Annotated in this window: 20 protein-coding genes; 14 read left to right on the forward strand and 6 right to left on the reverse strand. The window is 72.7% G+C overall.

The features are described from left to right. The first annotated feature begins 10 nt into the window (after positions 1 to 10). The gene (locus ACZ7MF_RS00260; protein ID WP_471473578.1) at positions 11 to 775 is read left to right on the forward strand and encodes a glucose 1-dehydrogenase; all 765 of its coding nucleotides are present in this window, start codon (positions 11 to 13) and stop codon (positions 773 to 775) included. 39 nt (positions 776 to 814) lie between these two features. On the opposite strand, the gene ACZ7MF_RS00265 is transcribed toward ACZ7MF_RS00260, so the two are convergent. Together ACZ7MF_RS00265 and ACZ7MF_RS00270 are read right to left on the reverse strand one after the other, a co-directional pair. Then, positions 815 to 1,177: a DsrE family protein gene (locus ACZ7MF_RS00265; protein ID WP_003974797.1), complete on the reverse strand. Its 363-nt coding sequence runs from the start codon at positions 1,175 to 1,177 to the stop codon at positions 815 to 817. A gap of 28 nt (positions 1,178 to 1,205) precedes the next feature. Further along, the gene (locus ACZ7MF_RS00270; protein WP_471473579.1) at positions 1,206 to 1,361 is read right to left on the reverse strand and encodes a hypothetical protein; all 156 of its coding nucleotides are present in this window, start codon (positions 1,359 to 1,361) and stop codon (positions 1,206 to 1,208) included. 321 nt (positions 1,362 to 1,682) lie between these two features. Here ACZ7MF_RS00270 and ACZ7MF_RS00275 point away from each other — a divergent pair, with 321 nt between their 5' ends. From ACZ7MF_RS00275 to ygfZ, 3 genes are read left to right on the forward strand one after another with little or no spacing between them, the layout of a single operon-like run. After that, positions 1,683 to 2,258 carry a heme-binding beta-barrel domain-containing protein gene (locus ACZ7MF_RS00275; protein WP_471473580.1) on the forward strand — a complete coding sequence of 192 codons (576 nt, stop codon included), beginning with the start codon at positions 1,683 to 1,685 and terminating at the stop codon, positions 2,256 to 2,258. A gap of 16 nt (positions 2,259 to 2,274) precedes the next feature. Beyond that, complete coding sequence (locus ACZ7MF_RS00280; protein WP_115743326.1) at positions 2,275 to 2,712, forward strand: Fur family transcriptional regulator; 438 nt, start codon at positions 2,275 to 2,277, stop codon at positions 2,710 to 2,712. 20 nt (positions 2,713 to 2,732) lie between these two features. Then, positions 2,733 to 3,698: a CAF17-like 4Fe-4S cluster assembly/insertion protein YgfZ gene (gene ygfZ / locus ACZ7MF_RS00285; RefSeq protein WP_471473581.1), complete on the forward strand. Its 966-nt coding sequence runs from the start codon at positions 2,733 to 2,735 to the stop codon at positions 3,696 to 3,698. Positions 3,699 to 3,708: 10 nt separating this feature from the next. On the opposite strand, the gene dtd is transcribed toward ygfZ, so the two are convergent. Beyond that, the gene (gene dtd, locus ACZ7MF_RS00290) at positions 3,709 to 4,134 is read right to left on the reverse strand and encodes a D-aminoacyl-tRNA deacylase (RefSeq protein ID WP_011029487.1); all 426 of its coding nucleotides are present in this window, start codon (positions 4,132 to 4,134) and stop codon (positions 3,709 to 3,711) included. Between the two features lie 177 nt (positions 4,135 to 4,311). Between dtd and ACZ7MF_RS00295 the strand changes: the two genes are divergently transcribed. The 3 genes from ACZ7MF_RS00295 (at position 4,312) to ACZ7MF_RS00305 (ending at position 7,441) form a co-directional block, all read left to right on the forward strand. Next, positions 4,312 to 4,980 (forward strand): RsiG family protein, encoded by a 669-nt coding sequence (locus ACZ7MF_RS00295; RefSeq protein WP_471473583.1) that lies wholly within the window; start codon positions 4,312 to 4,314, stop codon positions 4,978 to 4,980. Between the two features lie 116 nt (positions 4,981 to 5,096). Then, positions 5,097 to 6,116, forward strand: coding sequence for an asparaginase (locus ACZ7MF_RS00300; protein ID WP_471475155.1), 1,020 nt, complete (start codon positions 5,097 to 5,099; stop codon positions 6,114 to 6,116). A gap of 68 nt (positions 6,117 to 6,184) precedes the next feature. Continuing rightward, a complete protein-coding gene (locus ACZ7MF_RS00305; protein ID WP_471473584.1) occupies positions 6,185 to 7,441 on the forward strand; it encodes a GNAT family N-acetyltransferase in 1,257 nt (418 codons plus the stop codon). A 186-nt stretch (positions 7,442 to 7,627) separates the two neighbouring features. Here the strand turns inward: ACZ7MF_RS00305 and ACZ7MF_RS00310 are convergent, their stop codons facing one another. Further along, a complete protein-coding gene (locus tag ACZ7MF_RS00310; protein WP_003974784.1) occupies positions 7,628 to 7,813 on the reverse strand; it encodes a hypothetical protein in 186 nt (61 codons plus the stop codon). A 153-nt stretch (positions 7,814 to 7,966) separates the two neighbouring features. On the opposite strand from ACZ7MF_RS00310, the gene ACZ7MF_RS00315 reads away from it, so the two are divergent. Continuing rightward, on the forward strand, positions 7,967 to 8,878 hold the full coding sequence (locus tag ACZ7MF_RS00315) for a FadR/GntR family transcriptional regulator (protein WP_471473586.1): 912 nt from the start codon (positions 7,967 to 7,969) through the stop codon (positions 8,876 to 8,878). Between the two features lie 9 nt (positions 8,879 to 8,887). Here ACZ7MF_RS00315 and ACZ7MF_RS00320 read toward each other — a convergent pair whose 3' ends face one another. Next, positions 8,888 to 9,076 carry a hypothetical protein gene (locus ACZ7MF_RS00320; protein ID WP_104635634.1) on the reverse strand — a complete coding sequence of 63 codons (189 nt, stop codon included), beginning with the start codon at positions 9,074 to 9,076 and terminating at the stop codon, positions 8,888 to 8,890. Between the two features lie 140 nt (positions 9,077 to 9,216). Here ACZ7MF_RS00320 and ACZ7MF_RS00325 point away from each other — a divergent pair, with 140 nt between their 5' ends. The 4 genes from ACZ7MF_RS00325 (at position 9,217) to ACZ7MF_RS00340 (ending at position 12,792) form a co-directional block, all read left to right on the forward strand. Continuing rightward, entirely contained in the window at positions 9,217 to 10,092 is an 876-nt protein-coding gene (locus tag ACZ7MF_RS00325) for a GntR family transcriptional regulator (protein ID WP_471473587.1), read from the forward strand. Next, positions 10,092 to 10,868: an HAD family hydrolase gene (locus ACZ7MF_RS00330; RefSeq protein WP_471473588.1), complete on the forward strand. Its 777-nt coding sequence runs from the start codon at positions 10,092 to 10,094 to the stop codon at positions 10,866 to 10,868. Before ACZ7MF_RS00325 ends, ACZ7MF_RS00330 begins: the two co-directional genes overlap by 1 nt. Before the next feature lie 156 nt (positions 10,869 to 11,024). Further along, positions 11,025 to 12,140 carry a phosphotransferase gene (locus ACZ7MF_RS00335; RefSeq protein WP_471473590.1) on the forward strand — a complete coding sequence of 372 codons (1,116 nt, stop codon included), beginning with the start codon at positions 11,025 to 11,027 and terminating at the stop codon, positions 12,138 to 12,140. Positions 12,141 to 12,150: 10 nt separating this feature from the next. Further along, complete coding sequence (locus ACZ7MF_RS00340; protein ID WP_471473591.1) at positions 12,151 to 12,792, forward strand: TetR family transcriptional regulator; 642 nt, start codon at positions 12,151 to 12,153, stop codon at positions 12,790 to 12,792. Positions 12,793 to 12,935: 143 nt separating this feature from the next. On the opposite strand, the gene ACZ7MF_RS00345 is transcribed toward ACZ7MF_RS00340, so the two are convergent. Next, positions 12,936 to 13,985, reverse strand: coding sequence for an SDR family NAD(P)-dependent oxidoreductase (locus tag ACZ7MF_RS00345; RefSeq protein ID WP_471473592.1), 1,050 nt, complete (start codon positions 13,983 to 13,985; stop codon positions 12,936 to 12,938). A 73-nt stretch (positions 13,986 to 14,058) separates the two neighbouring features. Here ACZ7MF_RS00345 and ACZ7MF_RS00350 point away from each other — a divergent pair, with 73 nt between their 5' ends. Next, on the forward strand, positions 14,059 to 14,985 hold the full coding sequence (locus ACZ7MF_RS00350; RefSeq protein ID WP_471473594.1) for an AraC family transcriptional regulator: 927 nt from the start codon (positions 14,059 to 14,061) through the stop codon (positions 14,983 to 14,985). 105 nt (positions 14,986 to 15,090) lie between these two features. Continuing rightward, complete coding sequence (locus ACZ7MF_RS00355) at positions 15,091 to 17,184, forward strand: HelD family protein (RefSeq protein WP_471473595.1); 2,094 nt, start codon at positions 15,091 to 15,093, stop codon at positions 17,182 to 17,184. Positions 17,185 to 17,198: the final 14 nt, after the last annotated feature.

Consider the following 17,198-nt stretch of genomic DNA (forward strand, 5'->3'; position numbering starts at 1 on the left):
AGCACGCACCATGCACGACCTGACCGGCAAGAACGTCATCGTCACCGGCGGCGCCCGAGGCCTCGGCGCGGAAGCCGCGAGGCAGGCGGTCGCCGCCGGGGCGCACGTCCTGATCACCGACGTACTGGACGACGAGGGTGAGGCCACCGCCCGCGAACTCGGCGCCCGCGCCCGCTTCCTGCACCACGACGTGACCTCCGAGGAGGACTGGCGGCGGGTCGCCGACTTCGCCGTCACCGAGTTCGGCGCGCTGCACGGCCTGGTGAACAACGCCGGGATCTCGACCGGCCAGACCCTGGAGTCGGCGTCCGTCGAGCACTTCCGCAAGGTCCTCGACGTCAACCTAACCGGCGTCTTCATCGGCATGAAGGCCGTCATTCCCGCGCTGAAGGAGGCAGGCGGCGGCTCGATCGTCAACATCTCGTCCGCGGCGGGCCTCATGGGCCTCGCCCTGACCTCGGGGTACGGCGCCTCCAAGTGGGGCGTACGCGGGCTCACGAAGATCGGCGCCGTGGAGCTGGGCACCGCCCGTATCCGCGTGAACTCCGTGCACCCCGGGATGACGTACACCCCGATGACCGCGGCCGTCGGCATCGAGCGCGGCGAGGGGAAGTACCCGAACACGCCCATGGGCCGGGTCGGCGAGGCCCACGAGATCGCCGGGGCGGTCGTCTTCCTGCTCTCGGACGCCGCGTCCTACGTCACCGGCGCCGAACTCGCGGTGGACGGCGGCTGGACCACCGGCCCGACGGTGGCGTACGTCATGGGGCAGTGAGCGCCGCCGCCGTCAGTGACCTCAGTGACCTCAGTGACGTCAGTAGACGAGGGCCTGCGTGTCGTCGGCCAGGGCCTCCTGCACGAAGACCTGTGCGCCCGCGATGCGCACGCCCTCGATGACGTCCTTCTCGGTGAGGTCGCGCCGGGCCGCGCACTGGGTGCACAGCGTCACCCGGCCGCCCGCCAGCAGCGAGTCCAGCAGGTCGGGCAGCGGCGCGGCGTGCGGCAGCTCGAACTCGGCCGCACGCCCCGGCACCGCGAACCACGCGGACTCACCGGTCAGCCACAGCGACACGTCGACACCACTGGCCACGGCCACCGCCGCCACGGTGAACGCCTGCGAACACCGCTCCGGGGCATCGGCCCCCGCAGTCACCTTGATCACGAGCTTCTTCGCCATGCCGGAAGCGTAGCCCTCGCGGGCGGCGTCAGACCGCGAAGGTGATCGTCACCAGCAGCGTCGCGACGCACAGCACGGTGAGCAGGCCGCTGACCGTGGCACCGTCCAGCCGCGTGTGCCGCCGGGGCCGGGCCTTGTGCTTCGGCGCGGGCCGGGGCGGGTGGCCCGGATGGAACGGGGGCATCGCGAAACCCGGGGAGAGGGGAGCCCGGTCCCGTCGCGGCACGAGCCGCTGCGCCCGCCGGCACCCGCCCGCGGAGCCCTCCTGTTCGCCGCCCCCGCGTGGGCCGTCTTCCTGGACGGAGTCCGGCGAGAAGAGGCGGGGCGGGCCGCGTAAGCTGAGGCCGGCCCTGTTTATGCCCCCCGCTCAAGGAGCACCCCGTGGAGATCTTCTTCGAAGCCCTGCTGGTCCTGGTCTGCGTCGGCGTTCTCGCCTTCGCCGGTCTGACCGTGAAGAAGCTGTACCAGGGCCAGCGCTGATCACCGACGCCAGGAAGTACCGCTCATGATCGAGATCCCGTCCGACCTGCACAAGGACCTTGTCCCGCTCGTCTTCCTGCTGGGTGACTGGGCCGGCGCGGGCGTGCACGACTTCCCCGGTGCCGAGAAGTGCAACTTCGGCCAGGAGGTCTCCTTCACCCACGACGGCCGGGACTTCCTGGAGTACCAGTCCCACACCTGGGTGCTGGACAACGACGGCAACAAGGTCCGCCCGCTGGAGTCGGAGCACGGCTTCTGGCGCGTCGACGCCAACCGCAAGGTCGAGGTGACGATGACCCGCGACGACGGCGTCATCGAGATCTGGTACGGCGAGCTGGCCGACCAGAAGCCCCAGATCGACCTGGTCACGGACGCGGTGGCCCGCACCGCGGCGGCTCAGCCCTACACCGGCGGCAAGCGGCTGTACGGCTACGTCAAGAGCGACCTGATGTGGGTCGGCGAGAAGCAGACCCCCGAGGTCGAGCTGCGCCCGTACATGTCGGCGCACCTGAAGAAGGTCGTCACCCCGGAGGACGTCGAGCGCTGGGCCAAGGCCCTGCCGGACGACATGCCGGACGACGGGATCGCTTTCTTCAAGTAGTCCTAGACTCGTGGGTGTGGTGAGCACCGACTGGAAGAGCGACCTCAGGCAGCGCGGCTATCGGCTGACGCCCCAGCGGCAGCTGGTGCTGGAAGCCGTGGACACCCTCGAGCACGCGACCCCCGACGACATCCTCGGCCAGGTGCGGAAGACGGCGTCGGGGATCAACATCTCCACCGTGTACCGCACGCTGGAGCTGCTGGAGGAGCTGGGGCTGGTCAGCCACGCCCACCTCGGGCACGGTGCGCCCACTTACCACCTCGCCGACCGGCACCACCACATCCACCTGGTCTGCCGGGACTGCACCAACGTGATCGAGGCCGATCTGTCGGTCGCCGCCGACTTCACCGCCAAGCTGCGCGAGCAGTTCGGCTTCGACACCGACATGAAGCACTTCGCGATCTTCGGCCGGTGCGAGAGCTGTTCCCTGAAGGGTTCAACTACCGAGTCGTAAGCGAGTCGTAGGCTGGGCGTATGAAGAGCCCCCTGCTGTCCCTGCCCGGCGCCGTTCCCGCCGAGGGCGTGGACGAAGGCGTCGCCGCCCACTACGGCGACCTGTTCCGCGAGCAGCGTGCCCTCGCCGACGGCACCGGCTTCGTCGACCTCTCCCACCGCGGTGTCCTCACCGTCACGGGCGACGACCGGCTGAGCTGGCTGCACCTGCTGCTCACCCAGCACGTCAGCGACCTGCCGACCGGCCAGGCCACCGAGGCGCTGATCCTCTCCGCGAACGGCCACATCGAACACGCGCTGTACCTCGTCGACGACGGCACGACCGTCTGGGCCCACGTCGAGCCCGGCAGCCAGGAGGCGCTGATCGCCTACCTGGAGTCGATGAAGTTCTTCTACCGGGTCGAGGTCGCCGACCGCACCGCCGACACCGCCCTCGTGCACCTGCCGGCCGGTTCGATCGCCCAGGCTCCCGACTCCGCCGTGGTCCGCGAGACGCCGTACGGGCGTGATCTCTTCCTGCCGCGGGAGGAGCTGGAGGCGTTCGCCGCCGAGTCCGGGCCCGCGGCCGGGATCCTCGCCCACGAGGCGCTGCGGGTCGAGCAGCACCGCCCGCGCCTCGGCTTCGAGACCGACCACCGGACCATCCCGCACGAGCTGGGCTGGATCGGTACGGCCGTACACCTCCAGAAGGGCTGCTACCGCGGGCAGGAGACCGTCGCCCGGGTGCAGAACCTCGGCAAGCCGCCGCGCCGGCTGGTCTTCCTGCACCTGGACGGCAGCGAGGTCCACCTGCCGCCGAACGGGGCGGAGATCCGCCTCGCGGACGACGGGCCCGACGGCCGGAAGATCGGTTTCGTCACCACGTCCGCGCGCCACCACGAGCTGGGCCCGGTCGCCCTCGCCCTGGTGAAGCGGAACGTGCCGGTGGACGCCCGGCTGATGGCCGAGGAGACCGCGGCCGCCCAGGAGACCGTCGTCGAGCCCTGAAGGGCGGGGCTCAGACCTCCACGAGGACCGTGAACGGGCCGTCGTTCGTCAGGGACACCCGCATCTGCGCGCCGAAGCGGCCCGTCGCCACGGTCGCGCCCAGCGCGCGCAGCTGCGCGACGACCTCGTCGACCAGGGGTTCGGCGACGTCACCGGGGGCGGCGGCGTTCCAGGTGGGGCGGCGGCCCTTGCGGGCGTCGCCATAAAGAGTGAACTGGCTGATCACCAGCAGCGGGGCGTCGAGGTCGCTGCACGACTTCTCGTCGTGCAGGATCCGCACCGACCAGAGCTTGCGGGCCAGCTGCGCCGCCTTCTCCTTGGTGTCGTCGTGGGTGACGCCCACCAGGACGCACAGGCCCTCGCCGTCGATCGCGCCCACCGTCTCGCCGTCCACGACGACGCTCGCGCCGTCGACCCTCTGCACCACTGCACGCATCCCGCAATGATGCCGTGCGCCCCTAGGGTGTGGAGGGGCGGGGCCGTACGGGGTTTTTATCGCTGCGAACCCCCCATCTGGGGCCGATCGGGGCCGATCGGGGGCACTCGGTCACATAGCGGCCACTTGGGGTGGCACGATGCTCCCAGACGCCGGGCGAGGGGACGGTTGAGGCGCATGAGCACACCGAGTACGGGGCGGTCGTTCGGGACTGCCGCGTTGACATGTCCGAGTGGCCGGGGCGGGCCGAGCGGTCCGGCCGGCCTGGGTGGTCTGGAGGCGCCCCGGGCGCCCGTGCAGCGCACGGACAGCCCCGAGCTGCCGGCGGACCCCCCGGAGGGGGACCTGACCACGCTGAGCCTGCCGGAGCTGCGCACGCTGCGCCGGAACGCCCAGCGCGAGGAGGCCGACCTCAGTTACGTACGGCGGCTGCTGCAGGGCCGTATCGACATCCTGCGCGCGGAGCTGGCGGGGCGCGGGCCGGCGACGCCGTCGTCGTCGGTGGTCACCACCGCGGCAACCGGGTCGGTGGTGGAGCGGCTTTCCGAGATCCTCGCCGACGCGCCGGCCAGGCAGCGCTCCTCCGCCCGGCACGTGACGCTGGCCACCCCGCGCAGCGAGGAGTGCCGACGGCTGGCCGCGGAGATGATGGGCGAGGTGGAGCTGTCCGACCTGACGGCCCGCACCGACGTCGAGCTGACCGCCGGGATGGGGCGGCTCGTCCGCTACGAGCAGCAGGTCTCCCGGAGCCGGCAGCGGCTCCAGCGCACGGCGGACGGCTGCAGCGCGGAGATCGCACGCCGGTACCGTGAGGGGGAAGCACAAGTCGACGACCTGCTCGTGTGACACGGGGGCGGCCACCCGCGCCGCCTCCGGAGCCCGGTGATCCCGGGCCGTCGCCGCGGGGGGTCGCCCGTTCCGGAAGGCCACCGCCGATGCCCGCGCCCCAGCCGTCGCAACCGATGCAGCCGTCGCAGCCGTCACAACCGCCGCAGCCGTCGCATACGGACCGGGCCGCGCCCACGTCCGCCCTCTCGCCCGTCGTGCCGCCCGTCCTCGCCGAGGTCGTCCGGTCCGGCTTCGTCGAAGGGCGGCACCGGGGCAGCCTGGTGGTCCTGGGCACCGACGGGGCGGTGGAGCTGGCGCTGGGCGAGGTGACGGCGCCGGTCTTCCCGCGCTCCTCGAACAAGCCGATGCAGGCGGCGGGCGTGCTGCGGGCAGGCCTCGACCTCGCGGGGGAGCGGCTGGCGCTGGCCGCCGCGAGCCACTCCGGAGAACCGTTTCACCGTGATCTGGTCCGCAAGATGCTGGACGAGTACGGCCTCGACCCGGCGCTGCTCCAGTGCCCGCCCGACCTGCCGCTGGACGCCGAGGAGCGGGAGACGTACCTGGCGTCGGGCGCCGAGCCCGATCGCGTCACCATGAACTGCTCCGGCAAGCACACCGCGATGCTGGCGGTCTGCGCGCAGCAGGGCTGGCCGCTGGAGACCTATCTCGACCCGGAGCACCCGCTCCAGCGCGTCATCCACAGGGTTGTGGAGGACGCGGCGGGCGAGCCGGTCGCCGCCGTCGGCACCGACGGGTGCGGGGCGCCGCTGATGGCGATCAGCCTGGTCGGGCTGGCCCGCGCCTTCCGCTCCTTCGTCGCCGCCGAGCCCGGTTCGGCCGAGCGCCGGGTCGCCGACGCGATGCGCGCCCACCCCGAGTACGTCGCCGGCAGCCGCCGCGCCGACACCTGGCTGATGCGCGAGGTGCCCGGCAGCCTCTCCAAGATGGGTGCCGAGGCCGTACAGGCGGTGGCCCTGCCGGACGGCCGCGCTCTCGCCTTCAAGATCGAGGACGGCGCGACCCGGGCCCTGGGCCCGGTCCTGGCCCGCGCCCTGACCCTGCTGGGCGTGGACGCGCCGGTCGTCGAGCGCATCGGGCGCGCGCCGCTGCTGGGCGGCGGCGGAGAGGTGGGGGAGATCCGGGCGTCCTTCTGACGTCCGAGGCCTTCGGGGCCCCGGTTAATCCCCGCGACGGAGCCGGGCAGGCGATCTACGGTGAGCGTATGAGCCGCCGCACCGAGATAGACGTACGTCCCATCACCGAGGCCGAGTTCCCGGACTGGAACCGGGCCCTGAACACGGGGTTCCTGCGGCCGCCCGCCGTGGCCGAGGAGCAGTTGGAGGCCCGCCGCAACGAGTTCGTGCCCGGCCGGTCGCTCGGCGCCTTCGACGGCGACCGGTGCGTGGCGACCTTCCGGTCCTTCGACCAGGAGCTGACGGCCGTCGGGGGCGGCCCGGTCCGGGCCGACGCGATCTCCAACGTCACCGTGACCGCGACCCACCGGCGCCGCGGTCTGCTCACCCGGATGATGGCGCAGGACCTGGCCGCGGCGAAGGAGCGCGGGGACGTCGTCGCGACGCTGATCGCGGCCGAGTACCGGATCTACGGCCGGTACTGCTTCGGCCCCGCCACGAGCATGACCGAGTGGACGGTCGACGTCCCCCGCGCCGGTCTGGACCCGCGCTGGGCCGCCCCGGAGGACGGCGGCCGGATCGACCTCGTGGACGGCGCCGACGTCCGGCGGCTCGGACCCGAGCTGCACGAGCGGCTGCGCCGGGCCCAGCCGGGCGCGGTCGGCCGGACCGAGCTGTGGTGGCGTTACCGGACCGGTGTCGTCGACTGGAACGGCTCCCCCTGGACCGAGCCCTGCTACGCCCTGTACCGCTCGGCGGACGGCGAGGTCGAGGGCATGGCCTCCTACCGGACCGACGACCGCTGGGGCGACGCCAAGCAGCCGCTGAACACGGCGACCGTGGACTGGCTGCTCGGCGTGACCCCGGCCGCCGAGCGCGCGCTGTGGCACTACCTGTGCTCGATCGACTGGGTCCAGACGGTGAAGAGCGGCTGGCGCTCCCCGGACGACCTGCTCCCGCATCTCCTGCCGGACCCGCGCGCGGCCCGCGTCACCACGCAGGCCGACTGGCTGTGGGTGCGGATCCTGGACGTCGCACGGGCGCTGGAGGCACGGACGTACGACGGGCAGGGGACGGTGGTCCTCGAGGTCGTGGACCGGGGAGGGCTCACCGGCGGGCGGTGGCGGCTGGAGGCGGGGCCGGACGGGGCGTCCTGCGCGCCGACCAGCGAGAGCGCCCACTTCGTGCTGGACGTGGGCGACTTGGCCGCGCTGTGGCTGGGCGACGAGTCGGCGGTGCGGCTGGCCGCGCTCGGCCGGGTGCGGGAAGAACGAGCGGGCGCCGCCCGTGTGGTCGACGCCCTGCTGCGTACGTCCAGGCGGCCTTGGTGCCCGGACATGTTCTGAGGTGACTCCCTTCCTCCGGTGACGGTGGACGTGCGCATCCGTAGCGCGGGTTGTTCGACGTGCTCTTCAGTTGTGGTTGTGGTTGTTGTGCCTGTCGTGCTTGTTGTGCTTGTTGTGCGTGGTGCCACTGACCGGCCGGGCTCCCGGCTCCCCTCCGGAAGGGGGCCCGGCCGTCAGTACGTCGGTTCAGCCGGACTGGGCGAGCAGCATCACGAGGATCACCGCACCCACACCGCCGATCATGGTGTTCTTCGCCTTGATGCCGATGGACAGCGCGACGAACGCGATGATGCCCATCGGCCCGTACTTCCACTGCACGAGCTGCTCGAACCCGATGGCCAGAGCCGCGACGACGATGGCGATGAGCGGCATGGTGGACCCCCTGTCACCGTGGTGGCCAACCCCCGTGAGGCTCGACCACGTTGCTCAAGTTGGCTGCCAACTTCACTGTACTTATCTCCGCTTGGAAGCGTCTCATAACCACCTTTCCGCGAACTGCCGAAAGATGGCGAGAAGTTGTAGGGTTTGGTCGTGGAGCCGGAACACGCCGCCGTCAACGGGCGGGAGAGACCGCAGCGGCCACAGACAACACATCGAGAGGTGGCCGACGAGCTGCGCGCCCGGATCAGGTCCGGTCGGCTGCGGCCGGGCCAGCGCATGCCCACGCAGGCCCAGTTGGCCGAGGAGTTCGGCGTGGAGCGGGGTGCCGTCCGCCAGGCCCTGCGCATCCTTCAGTCGGAACGTCTGCTCACCAATGTGTCCAAGGGGAGCCCGGCGACCGTCGCGCCCGACCTGTACGGCCCCCAGTCCGGTCCCGAAGCGCGGCCGATGCCCACGACCGTGGCGCTCGCCTCCCGGATCGCGGCGGCCTTCGCCGCCGAGCACGTCGAGATCGACGCGCTCTGCCTGACCTCCGTCTCCCTCACCCTCGCCCTCGGCGAACCGCTGAGCCAGATCCACGCGGGGCGACTGAAACCGGCCAAGGTCGACGTCCGCGTCCTGCTGCCGAGCGGCGACATCGACCTCGCCTTCCCGGTGGCGGTCTCGGGCGGCGCGGCGGGCGGCCCGGTGCACGAGCGGTGGCTGGCGATGCGCAACGCCCAGGGGCAGGTGCTCCGGCACAACCTGCTGAGCCTGCGTGCCACGCACGGCATCGACGTACGGGTGTCCTTTCGCGCGCTGCCCTTCACCCCGCCGGTGAAGCTGTACGTGCTCAACGGCAGCGAGGCCCTGTTCGCGTACTACACCCTCGGCCGGCGCGAGCAGGAGATCGACCACGAGCAGCTGGAGATGTACGACGCGGAGGGCATCCGCTCGACGCTGTTCGCCTTCGAACAGGGCGGTGGCCTGCGCGACGGCGTGTTCGTGAAGCAGTCCCGGCTGTGGTTCGACGCGCTGTGGGGGACGATCAGCTCGGAGCTGGTGCTCACGGGCTGACCGTCCCGGTCACAGCGCGGGACCCGCGACCAGGAGGGCCAGCAGCACCGCGCCGGCGGAGCTGACGGAGGGGCTCTTGGCCTTGATGCCTATGGTGAGCAGGAGCAGGCCGACGATGCCGGTGGCACCGTACTTCCACTGGACGATCTGCTCGAAGGCGATGACGAAGACCGCGGAGACCAGGGCGAGGACGGGCATGGCCTTCCCCCCTTCGGGAAGATAGACTTTCGCCAACCGAGAGAAGTTGGCAACCAACTCTCCCTAGGTTGTCCCCACTTGGCTACTACCTATAAACAAGTTTCAAACAACTCCCTATAGGTAGGTCGAAGTTGTAGCGTTTGGTCGTGACTCAGGAGAACGTGTCCGTGAACGGCAGCAGAAGGCTCTCGGCCCAGGAGATCGCCGACGTCCTGCGGGAGCGGATCCGCGGGGGAGACCTCAGGGCGGGTGACCGCCTGCCCACCCAGGCCGAGTTGGCCGAGGAGTTCGGCGTGGAGCGCGGCACCGTCCGCCAGGCGCTGCGCGCCCTCCAGGAGGACGGCCTGCTCACCAACGTCAGCAAGGGCAGCCCGCCCCGCATCGCCGAGCCCGCCACACCGCGGGCCGAACCGCAGCCGACGATGGTGGCGCTCGGGCCGCGCCTGGCGGATGCGTTCGCGGCACCGCACGTCCAGGTCGACGTCGTGTGCCACACCTCGGAGACGCTGATGCTGGCCCTCAGCGAGCCGCTCCGCCTGATTCACGAGGGCCGCATCCACCCGGAGTCGATCGACTTCCGCGTGCTGATGCCCTCCCGCGACATCGAACTCGCCTTCCCCGTCCTGGTCGAGGACGAGGAGGACGACCCCGTCCACCAGCGCTGGCTCCAGATGCGCAACGCCCAGGCCCGCGTCCTCCAGCACAACCTGCACGCCGTGCGCTCCACCCACCGCGTCGACGTGCGCATCGCCTTCCGCGCCCTGCCGTTCACCCCGCCGATGAAGCTGTACCTGCTCAACGGCGAGGAGGCCCTCCTCGGCTACTACCTGCTGACCCGGCGCGAGGAGGAGTACGAGAGCCGGACGCTCCAGATGTACGACGCGCTCGGCTCGCAGTCGCTGCTGTTCTCGTTCCTGAAGCGGACCGGTCACCGGGACGCGGTGTTCGTGGAGGAATCACAGAAGTGGTTCGACGCCCTCTGGGAAACCATCACCACGGACATGACACTCTCCTAGTGACTTCCGATACGGATCAGACGGAACCGGTGAGCGAGCGGGCCGGCCCGGAGGAGCAGTCCGAGGCCCTGCGGGACCTGGTCATGGGCGCCCGCGTCGTCCTGTGGGACTTCGACGGCCCCATCTGCAGACTGTTCGCGGGCTACTCCGCCGACCGGGTGGCGGGCGAACTGGTGGACTGGCTGGAGCGGCTGGGCCTCAAGGAGCTCCTCACCCAGGAGGAGCAGGTCCACCCCGACCCGCACGCCCTGCTGGCCGCGGTCAACCGCAGACACCGGCAGAGCGACCTGGTCGTCGAGTTCGAGGACCGCCTGACCCGGGAGGAACGGCGCGCCGTGCCCACCGCGTGGCCGACCGCGTACGCGGACGCCCTGATCCGCACCTGGTCCGCCCTCGGCGTCGGCCTCGCGGTCACGACCAACAACTCGCCCCGCGTGGTGAGCGAGTACCTGGAGAGCCGCGACCTGCTGGGCTGCTTCGCCCCGCACATCTACGGCCGCACCGGGGACCCGCACCTGCTCAAGCCCGACCCCCACTGCCTCAACCGCGCCCTCAGCGCGATGGGCGCCGCCCCCGCCCAGGCCCTGATGGTCGGCGACTCCGCCTCCGACGTGACCGCCGCCCGCCGGGCCGGCGTGCCCTTCCTGGGCTACGGCCACAACGAACGCAAGACGAAGCTCCTCAAACAGGCGGGCGCGGACACGGTCGTCGACTCCCTGGAGCCGGTCCTCAGGCTGCTGTGGGAGGACGCGGGGCCGGGACCCGGCCGGGCCTGACCCGCCCGGCGTCGTACACGTGCTCATTCGTTCGCCGTGCGGAGGGACGGCGCGGCGGTGTTCGCCGGGGTTCCGCGGGGATGAGGGGGACAACAGGAGTACCGTTTTCCCACTCCTGCACCTCCGCAAGGGTCCAAGGCGAAAGAAAAACGGTAGATGTCGCCTCAATCGGCCTCCCCCGCCCGGCTCCGTGCCGTCGAGGTGAGCGGTGACGCCAGCGCGGTCGAGGGCCCACTGCGCGGTTACCACCACGAGACGTACGTGGTTCCGCTGCCCGGAGCCACGGGTGCCGCGGACGGGGCCCGCTGGAAGTGCCGCGAGCCGCGCAGCGGCCTGCTCTGGTTCGACCGCCGGTGCTTCGTCTCGGAGGAGCAGCTGCTGCGCGCCCTGCAGGGGCGGATCACCGACGTGCCGGACGTCTTCGAGGTCGGCGGGCTGCCCCTGCAGCGGTTCGTCGAGGGCCGGACCCTCGGATCCCTGCACGGTGCCGGGCGGGCGGTGCCGGAAGGGTTCACGCGGCAGATCGTGCGGCTCTTCGGCGAGATGGCGGCCGTCACGGCGCGAACGCTGCCGGTGGAGCGGCGGTGCAGCCCCGAGGACCGGCCGGCGGACGGCGACACCGACGGCTTCATGGAACGGCTCGTCTGCTTCACCGAGCAGCGCGTCTACGCGGAGAACCTGCCGCGGTTCGGCTCGCTCTACGCGGCCCTGGGGCTGGACGACGACGTCTTCAAGCGGCTGCGCAAGCACGTCGCCGCGCTCCGGGAACGTCCCTTCTGCCTGCTCCACGCCGACCTGCACCGCGAGAACATCATCGTCGACGCGGACCGGCGACTGTGGACCATCGACTGGGAACTGGCGATGGTCGGCGATCCGCTCTACGACCTCGCCACTCATCTGCACCTGATGCGCTACCCGTCCCGGCAGGCCCCCCGGGTGGCGGAGCAGTGGCGCGGCACGGTCGAGGCCGTCCGCCCCGGCGGTACCCGCGGCTGGCGGGAGGACCTGGAGCGGATCGTCGGCTACAAGAGGGCCCAGTCGGTCTTCACCGACGTCATCCGCGAAGCCGTCTCGCTGGGGCGCAGGGCGCGGTCGGCCGGTCCCGAGGTCGGGTCCGCCGCCGCCAGGCTGCACGCCGTCCTGACCGGCGCGGCGCTGCCCCTCGGACTGGAGTCCGTGCCCGGTCCCGCCGAGATCACCACCGCACTCGTGCGGTGGGGCCGCGCGCACCCGGACGAGGAGGGGCCCGGCCGGCCACCCCGTAGGCCCTAGGCTCGCCTGCATGAACGCCCCCGGTCTGCGCGAGCGCAAGAAGCAGCGGATGTTCCGGACCCTGTCGGACGTCGCCGTCGAACTCTTCCTGGAGAAGGGCTTCGACGCGGTGTCCGTCGCGGAGGTGGCCGCCGCGGCCGAGGTCTCCAAGCCGACGCTCTTCCGGTACTTCCCGGCCAAGGAGGACCTGGTCCTCCACCGGATCGCCGACCACGAGGACGAGGCGGCCCGGGTGGCGGGACAGGGGCTGCCCGCGCCGGTCGACGCGCTGCGGCGGCACTTCCTGGCGGGGCTTGAGCGGTGCGACCCGGTGACCGGGCTCAACGACCACCCCGCCGTGCTCGCCTTCCACCGGCTGCTCTACGGCACCCCCGCCCTGGTCGCCCGGATGCACACCCAGCTGGAGCGGTCCGAGGCCGCGCTCGCCGAGGTGCTCGGCGGTGACCTGGAGGCCAGGCTGGCGGCCGGGCAGATCATCGCCGTGCAGCGGGTCCTCGCGCTGGACAACTGGCGGCGGATCGCCGCCGGGGAACGGGTGGAGGACGTGCGGGGGGACGCGGTGGCGGCGGCGGAACGGGCGTTCGCGGGGCTGGCCGCCGGACTGCCGAACCTGGGCGGGCCGCCGAACCCGGGCGGGCCGCCGACGACGTGACCGGCCTGGCCGGCGCGGCCGGTTCATCGGGTCCCGGTTCATCGGGTCCGACCGGTTCATCGGGTCCGGCCGGACCGGTCGGTTCCGGTGGTCGGAGAGCCGGGTGCCGGGCTCGGCGCCCCGCGGCCGGGCGGAGCGGCGGCTCAGCGCAGCGCGCCGCCCTCGAGCAGCCGCTCGCTCAGCTCCCAGAGCCGTCGTGCCGACGCGGGGTCGATCGCGTGGGGCACGACGGTCGCCGGGGGGTTCTGCTCGGTGCTGAAGTCGATGGGCTCCGGCGCCTCGTCCAGGGGCGAGACGTCGTTGTCCTTGAGATAGACGCCGCCGATCCCGGCGAGCGCGGGGGCGGTCGCCGCGAAGACACTGGTGCTGGCGCCCTGCGGCAGCGTCTTCTTCTCGTGCTCGGGGTCGATGACGGGCCGCCCGGACGCGTCGATCAGGCCCATGGTCCGCAGCGCCTCGTCGCTCAGCCAGGCATCCCGCGCCTCCCCCTCGGCCCGCCAGGGCCCGAGGTCCGTGCCGACGACGATGCCCGGGTGCACGGCGTAGCCGCGGATCCCGTCGGGGGACAGGCGGCGGTCCAGCTCCACGGCGAACAGGACGTTGGCGGTCTTGGACTGGCCGTACGCGAGCATGCCCATGGGGTCGTAGCCGGTGGTGAAGTGCGGGTCGTCCCAGCGGATGCCGGACAGCCGGTGGCCGCCGGACGTCAGGTTGACGACCCGGGCGCCGCGGGCGCCGCGCAGGGCCGGCAGCAGGCCGAGGGTCAGCTGGAAGTGGCCGAGGTGGTTGGTGGCGAACTGGGCCTCGTAGCCGCGGGCGTCCCGGACCAGCGGGCCGCCCATGAGGCCGGCGTTGTTGATCAGGACGTGCAGCGGACGGCCGGAGTCGAGGTACCGGGCCGCGAAGGCGTCGACCGACTTCGGGTCGAGGAGGTCCAGCCGCCCGGTGTCCACGCGTTCGAGCCCGGCGAGCTTCGCCGCGGCGCGGTCCGGGTTGCGCGAGGCGACCGTGACGGACGCGCCGGCCCCGACGAGTGCGCGGGTGGTCTCCAGGCCGAGGCCGTTGTGCCCGCCGGTGACGACGACGTTCGTGCCGGTGAGGTCGAGACCCGCCAGGACCTCGTCGGTCGTGGCGGCGGCCGTGAAGCCGGTGCCGATCGGATGCTGCCGGTGTGCGGTGGTGGAGTGCGTCATGTCTCCACTGTGGGTGCGATCGGCCGGACTGCGAATACTTGTCGATCCGGATTTATTGCGCGACAGTACGGCTATGACCGGCGACCAGCTGTCCGAGGTGTTCGACCTCGTCGAGGTCCGCGGCGTGGTGTCCGGCGGGTTCGCCGTACGGGGGCCCTGGGTGTCGCGGGCCGAGATCGAAGGGCTGAAGTTCATCGCCGTGGTGAGCGGCCGGGCCCTGCTGGCGGCCGAGGGCGTCGAGGCGTCGATCGCGCTCGGGCCGGGCGACGTGGCCGTCCTGAACGACCGCTCGTGGCTGCGGATGGAGGGCGGCACCGGCGAGGGGCCGCCCCGCGAGATCCTGCCCGAGGCGGACTTCACCTCGGCCCGCCTGATCGGCGCGGACCGTGACGCCGACGTCGTCGTCGGCGGCCATGTCGACCTCAACGCGGCCGGCCGGGCGCTGCTGCTGCGGGCGCTCCCGCCGGTGGCGCACATCCGCGGGTCGGCCGCCGAGGCGGCCCCGCTGCGCGGCAGTCTGCACCGGCTGTTCGTGGAGGCGACGGGCGACCGCATGGGGTCCGCCTTCGCGATCCGCCAGCACGGCCAACTCCTGCTCCTCGAGGTGCTGCGCGCGTACGTCGAGCAGGCCGAGCTGCCTCCGGGCTGGCTGCGGCTGCTGACCGAGGAGCGGCTGCGGCCGGCGCTCGACCTCATCCACGCCGATCCCGGCAGGCCCTGGGGCCTGCGGGAACTCGCCGGTGCCGTGGCGATGTCGAGGACGTCCTTCGCGGAGACCTTTCGCGGCGTGGCGGGTGTGCCGCCGCTGACCTATCTCAGCCGCTGGCGGATGCTGCTGGCACAGCGGGCCCTGCGCGACGGCGACGCGTCCGTCGCCGTCCTGGCGGCCGAGCTGGGGTACGCCTCGGCGAGCGCGTTCAGCAACGCGTTCAAACGGGAAGTGGGCGAGTCGCCGCTGCGCTACCGCTACCGGGTGCGCGGGGCCACGGGCGGACCGTGAGGCCGTCCGGCGGCAGCGCTTGCCGCCTGCGCTTGACGCCTCTCCACTGAGTGTGACCGGGGAAATAATGTTACCGAGTAACGTCATTCCGGTAGGCTCGCTGGAATGACGTCGACCGAACCCGCCCTCCAGCGCGCCCTCGACCGCGAACGCGCCCACCACGAACACTGCCGGACCGTCCTCGCCGCGATGGTCGAGGGCGCCCAGGAGCACGTCGTCACCGGCGAGGACGTCTCCGCCTCCGGTGCCGACGCCGAGGTCCTCGGGTACCGGCTCCGCAGCCGGGCCAAGGAGATGCGCGAACTGCCCGCGGGGCCGCTGTTCTTCGGCCGGCTGGACTTCACCGAAGCGGAGGGGGAGGGGGAGGGGGAAGCGGACGGGGACGGGGACGGATACGGGGACGGGGGTGCCGGGCGGGCGCTGCACATCGGGCGGCTGCGGATCACCGAGCACCCGGCCGCCCCGCCCCTCGTCGTCGACTGGCGCGCCCCCGTCTCCCGCGCCTTCTACCAGGCCACCGCGGGCGACCCGCGCGGCGTCGCCGTCCGCCGCCGCTTCGGATGGGCGCCCGGCAGCCGCGGCGAGAGCGCCGACCTCACCGGCATGGAGGACGAGCACCTCGGCCGGGGCGAGTCCCGGGCCAGCGCCATCGTCGCGCGGGAGATCGAACGGCCCCGCGTCGGACCCATGCGGGACATCGCCGCCACCATCCAGCCCGAGCAGGACGACCTGGTCCGCGCCGCTCTCGGCACCACCGTCTGCGTCCAGGGCGCCCCGGGCACCGGCAAGACCGCCGTCGGCCTGCACCGGGCCGCGTACCTCCTCTACACCCACCCGCAGCGCATCCGGCGCGGCGGACTGCTGATCCTCGGCCCGAACCCCACCTTCCTCTCCTACATCGCCGAGGTGCTCCCCGCCCTCGGCGAGAGCGGCGTACGGCAGTCCACGCTGGAGAGGGAGATCGCCCGGCACCCGGTCACCCGCACCGACGACGCACCGGCCGCCGCCCTCAAGCACGACGCCCGGACCGCCGAGGTGCTGCGCCGCGCCCTGTACGCGCGCGTGGACCCGGGCGCCGCGGGCGACCTCGCCGTGCCGGACGGCTCCTACCGCTGGCGGGTCCCGGCCGAGGCGCTGGCCCGCATCGTCGCGGAGGTCCGGGAGGAGGAGCCGCCGTACGGCGTCGGACGCGAGCGGGTCAGGGCCCGGATCGTGCGGTACGTCCAGGCGCGGGCCGAACGGCGGGCAGGGCCGCAGAGCAACGCCTGGCTGCGCCGCGTCGAACGGTCCCGGCCGGTCGGCGCCGCCCTCGACGCCGTATGGCCCCGGGTGCGCCCCGAAGAGGTCGTCGCGCCGCTGCTCGGCGACCCCGCAGTGCTGGCCCGCGCCGCCGACGGACTGCTGGAGGACGCGGAGCAGCAGGCCCTGCGGTGGACGGGGCGGGCACCGCGGTCGTGGAAGTCGGCGCGCTGGTCCGCCGCCGACCTGCTCCTCCTCGACGAGGTCGCCGGACTCCTGGAACACCCCGAGGGGTACGGCCACATCGTCGTCGACGAGGCCCAGGACCTGTCCCCGATGGAGTGCCGGGCCATCGCCCGCCGGTCCGCCTTCGGTTCGCTCACCGTCCTCGGCGACCTCGCCCAGGGGACCACGCCGTGGGCCGCGCGTTCCTGGCGGACCGTCCTCGCCCACCTGGGCCGCCCGGACGCGGCCGTGGTGCCGCTGACCACCGGATTCCGGGTGCCGAAGGAGGTGGTGGGCCTCACCAACCGGCTGCTCGCGCGGCTCGGCGTGGACGTACCGCCGGCCCGTTCGCTGCGCGGAGACGGCGAGCTGACCCTGCGCGAGGCCGTCCCCGGCACCGTGCCGGAGGCGGTCGTGGACGCCGTACGGCACGCGCTCACCCGGGAGGGCTCGGTGGGCGTCGTCGCCGCCGACCCGGACGTGCCGGGGCTGCGGGCCGCCCTCGACGCGGCCGGCATCGCGGCGGCCGGGCCCGAGGCGCTGGGCTCCCGGGTGGCCGTCGTACCGGCGAGCGTGGTCAAGGGCCTGGAGTACGACCATGTCGTCGCCGTCGAACCGGCGGCGATCGCGGCGGCGGAGGGCCCCGGGGGGCGGGGCCTGCACCGGCTCTACGTGGTGCTCACCCGCGCGGTGTCCCGGCTGGACGTGGTGCACGAACGGCCGCTGCCGTTCTGAGGACCCAGCGGGTC

The organism is Streptomyces sp. NPDC111628 (assembly GCF_055635195.1).

Coding starts and splice junctions, on each gene's coding strand:
- ACZ7MF_RS00260 (WP_471473578.1), top strand. CDS start 11: ATGCACGACCTGACCGGCAAGAACGTCATCGTCACCGGCGGCGCCCGA.
- ACZ7MF_RS00265 (WP_003974797.1), bottom strand. CDS start 1,177: ATGGCGAAGAAGCTCGTGATCAAGGTGACTGCGGGGGCCGATGCCCCG.
- ACZ7MF_RS00270 (WP_471473579.1), bottom strand. CDS start 1,361: ATGCCCCCGTTCCATCCGGGCCACCCGCCCCGGCCCGCGCCGAAGCAC.
- ACZ7MF_RS00275 (WP_471473580.1), top strand. CDS start 1,683: ATGATCGAGATCCCGTCCGACCTGCACAAGGACCTTGTCCCGCTCGTC.
- ygfZ (WP_471473581.1), top strand. CDS start 2,733: ATGAAGAGCCCCCTGCTGTCCCTGCCCGGCGCCGTTCCCGCCGAGGGC.
- dtd (WP_011029487.1), bottom strand. CDS start 4,134: ATGCGTGCAGTGGTGCAGAGGGTCGACGGCGCGAGCGTCGTCGTGGAC.
- ACZ7MF_RS00295 (WP_471473583.1), top strand. CDS start 4,312: ATGAGCACACCGAGTACGGGGCGGTCGTTCGGGACTGCCGCGTTGACA.
- ACZ7MF_RS00300 (WP_471475155.1), top strand. CDS start 5,097: ATGCAGCCGTCGCAGCCGTCACAACCGCCGCAGCCGTCGCATACGGAC.
- ACZ7MF_RS00305 (WP_471473584.1), top strand. CDS start 6,185: ATGAGCCGCCGCACCGAGATAGACGTACGTCCCATCACCGAGGCCGAG.
- ACZ7MF_RS00310 (WP_003974784.1), bottom strand. CDS start 7,813: ATGCCGCTCATCGCCATCGTCGTCGCGGCTCTGGCCATCGGGTTCGAG.
- ACZ7MF_RS00320 (WP_104635634.1), bottom strand. CDS start 9,076: ATGCCCGTCCTCGCCCTGGTCTCCGCGGTCTTCGTCATCGCCTTCGAG.
- ACZ7MF_RS00335 (WP_471473590.1), top strand. CDS start 11,025: ATGTCGCCTCAATCGGCCTCCCCCGCCCGGCTCCGTGCCGTCGAGGTG.
- ACZ7MF_RS00340 (WP_471473591.1), top strand. CDS start 12,151: ATGAACGCCCCCGGTCTGCGCGAGCGCAAGAAGCAGCGGATGTTCCGG.
- ACZ7MF_RS00345 (WP_471473592.1), bottom strand. CDS start 13,985: ATGACGCACTCCACCACCGCACACCGGCAGCATCCGATCGGCACCGGC.
- ACZ7MF_RS00350 (WP_471473594.1), top strand. CDS start 14,059: ATGACCGGCGACCAGCTGTCCGAGGTGTTCGACCTCGTCGAGGTCCGC.
- ACZ7MF_RS00355 (WP_471473595.1), top strand. CDS start 15,091: ATGACGTCGACCGAACCCGCCCTCCAGCGCGCCCTCGACCGCGAACGC.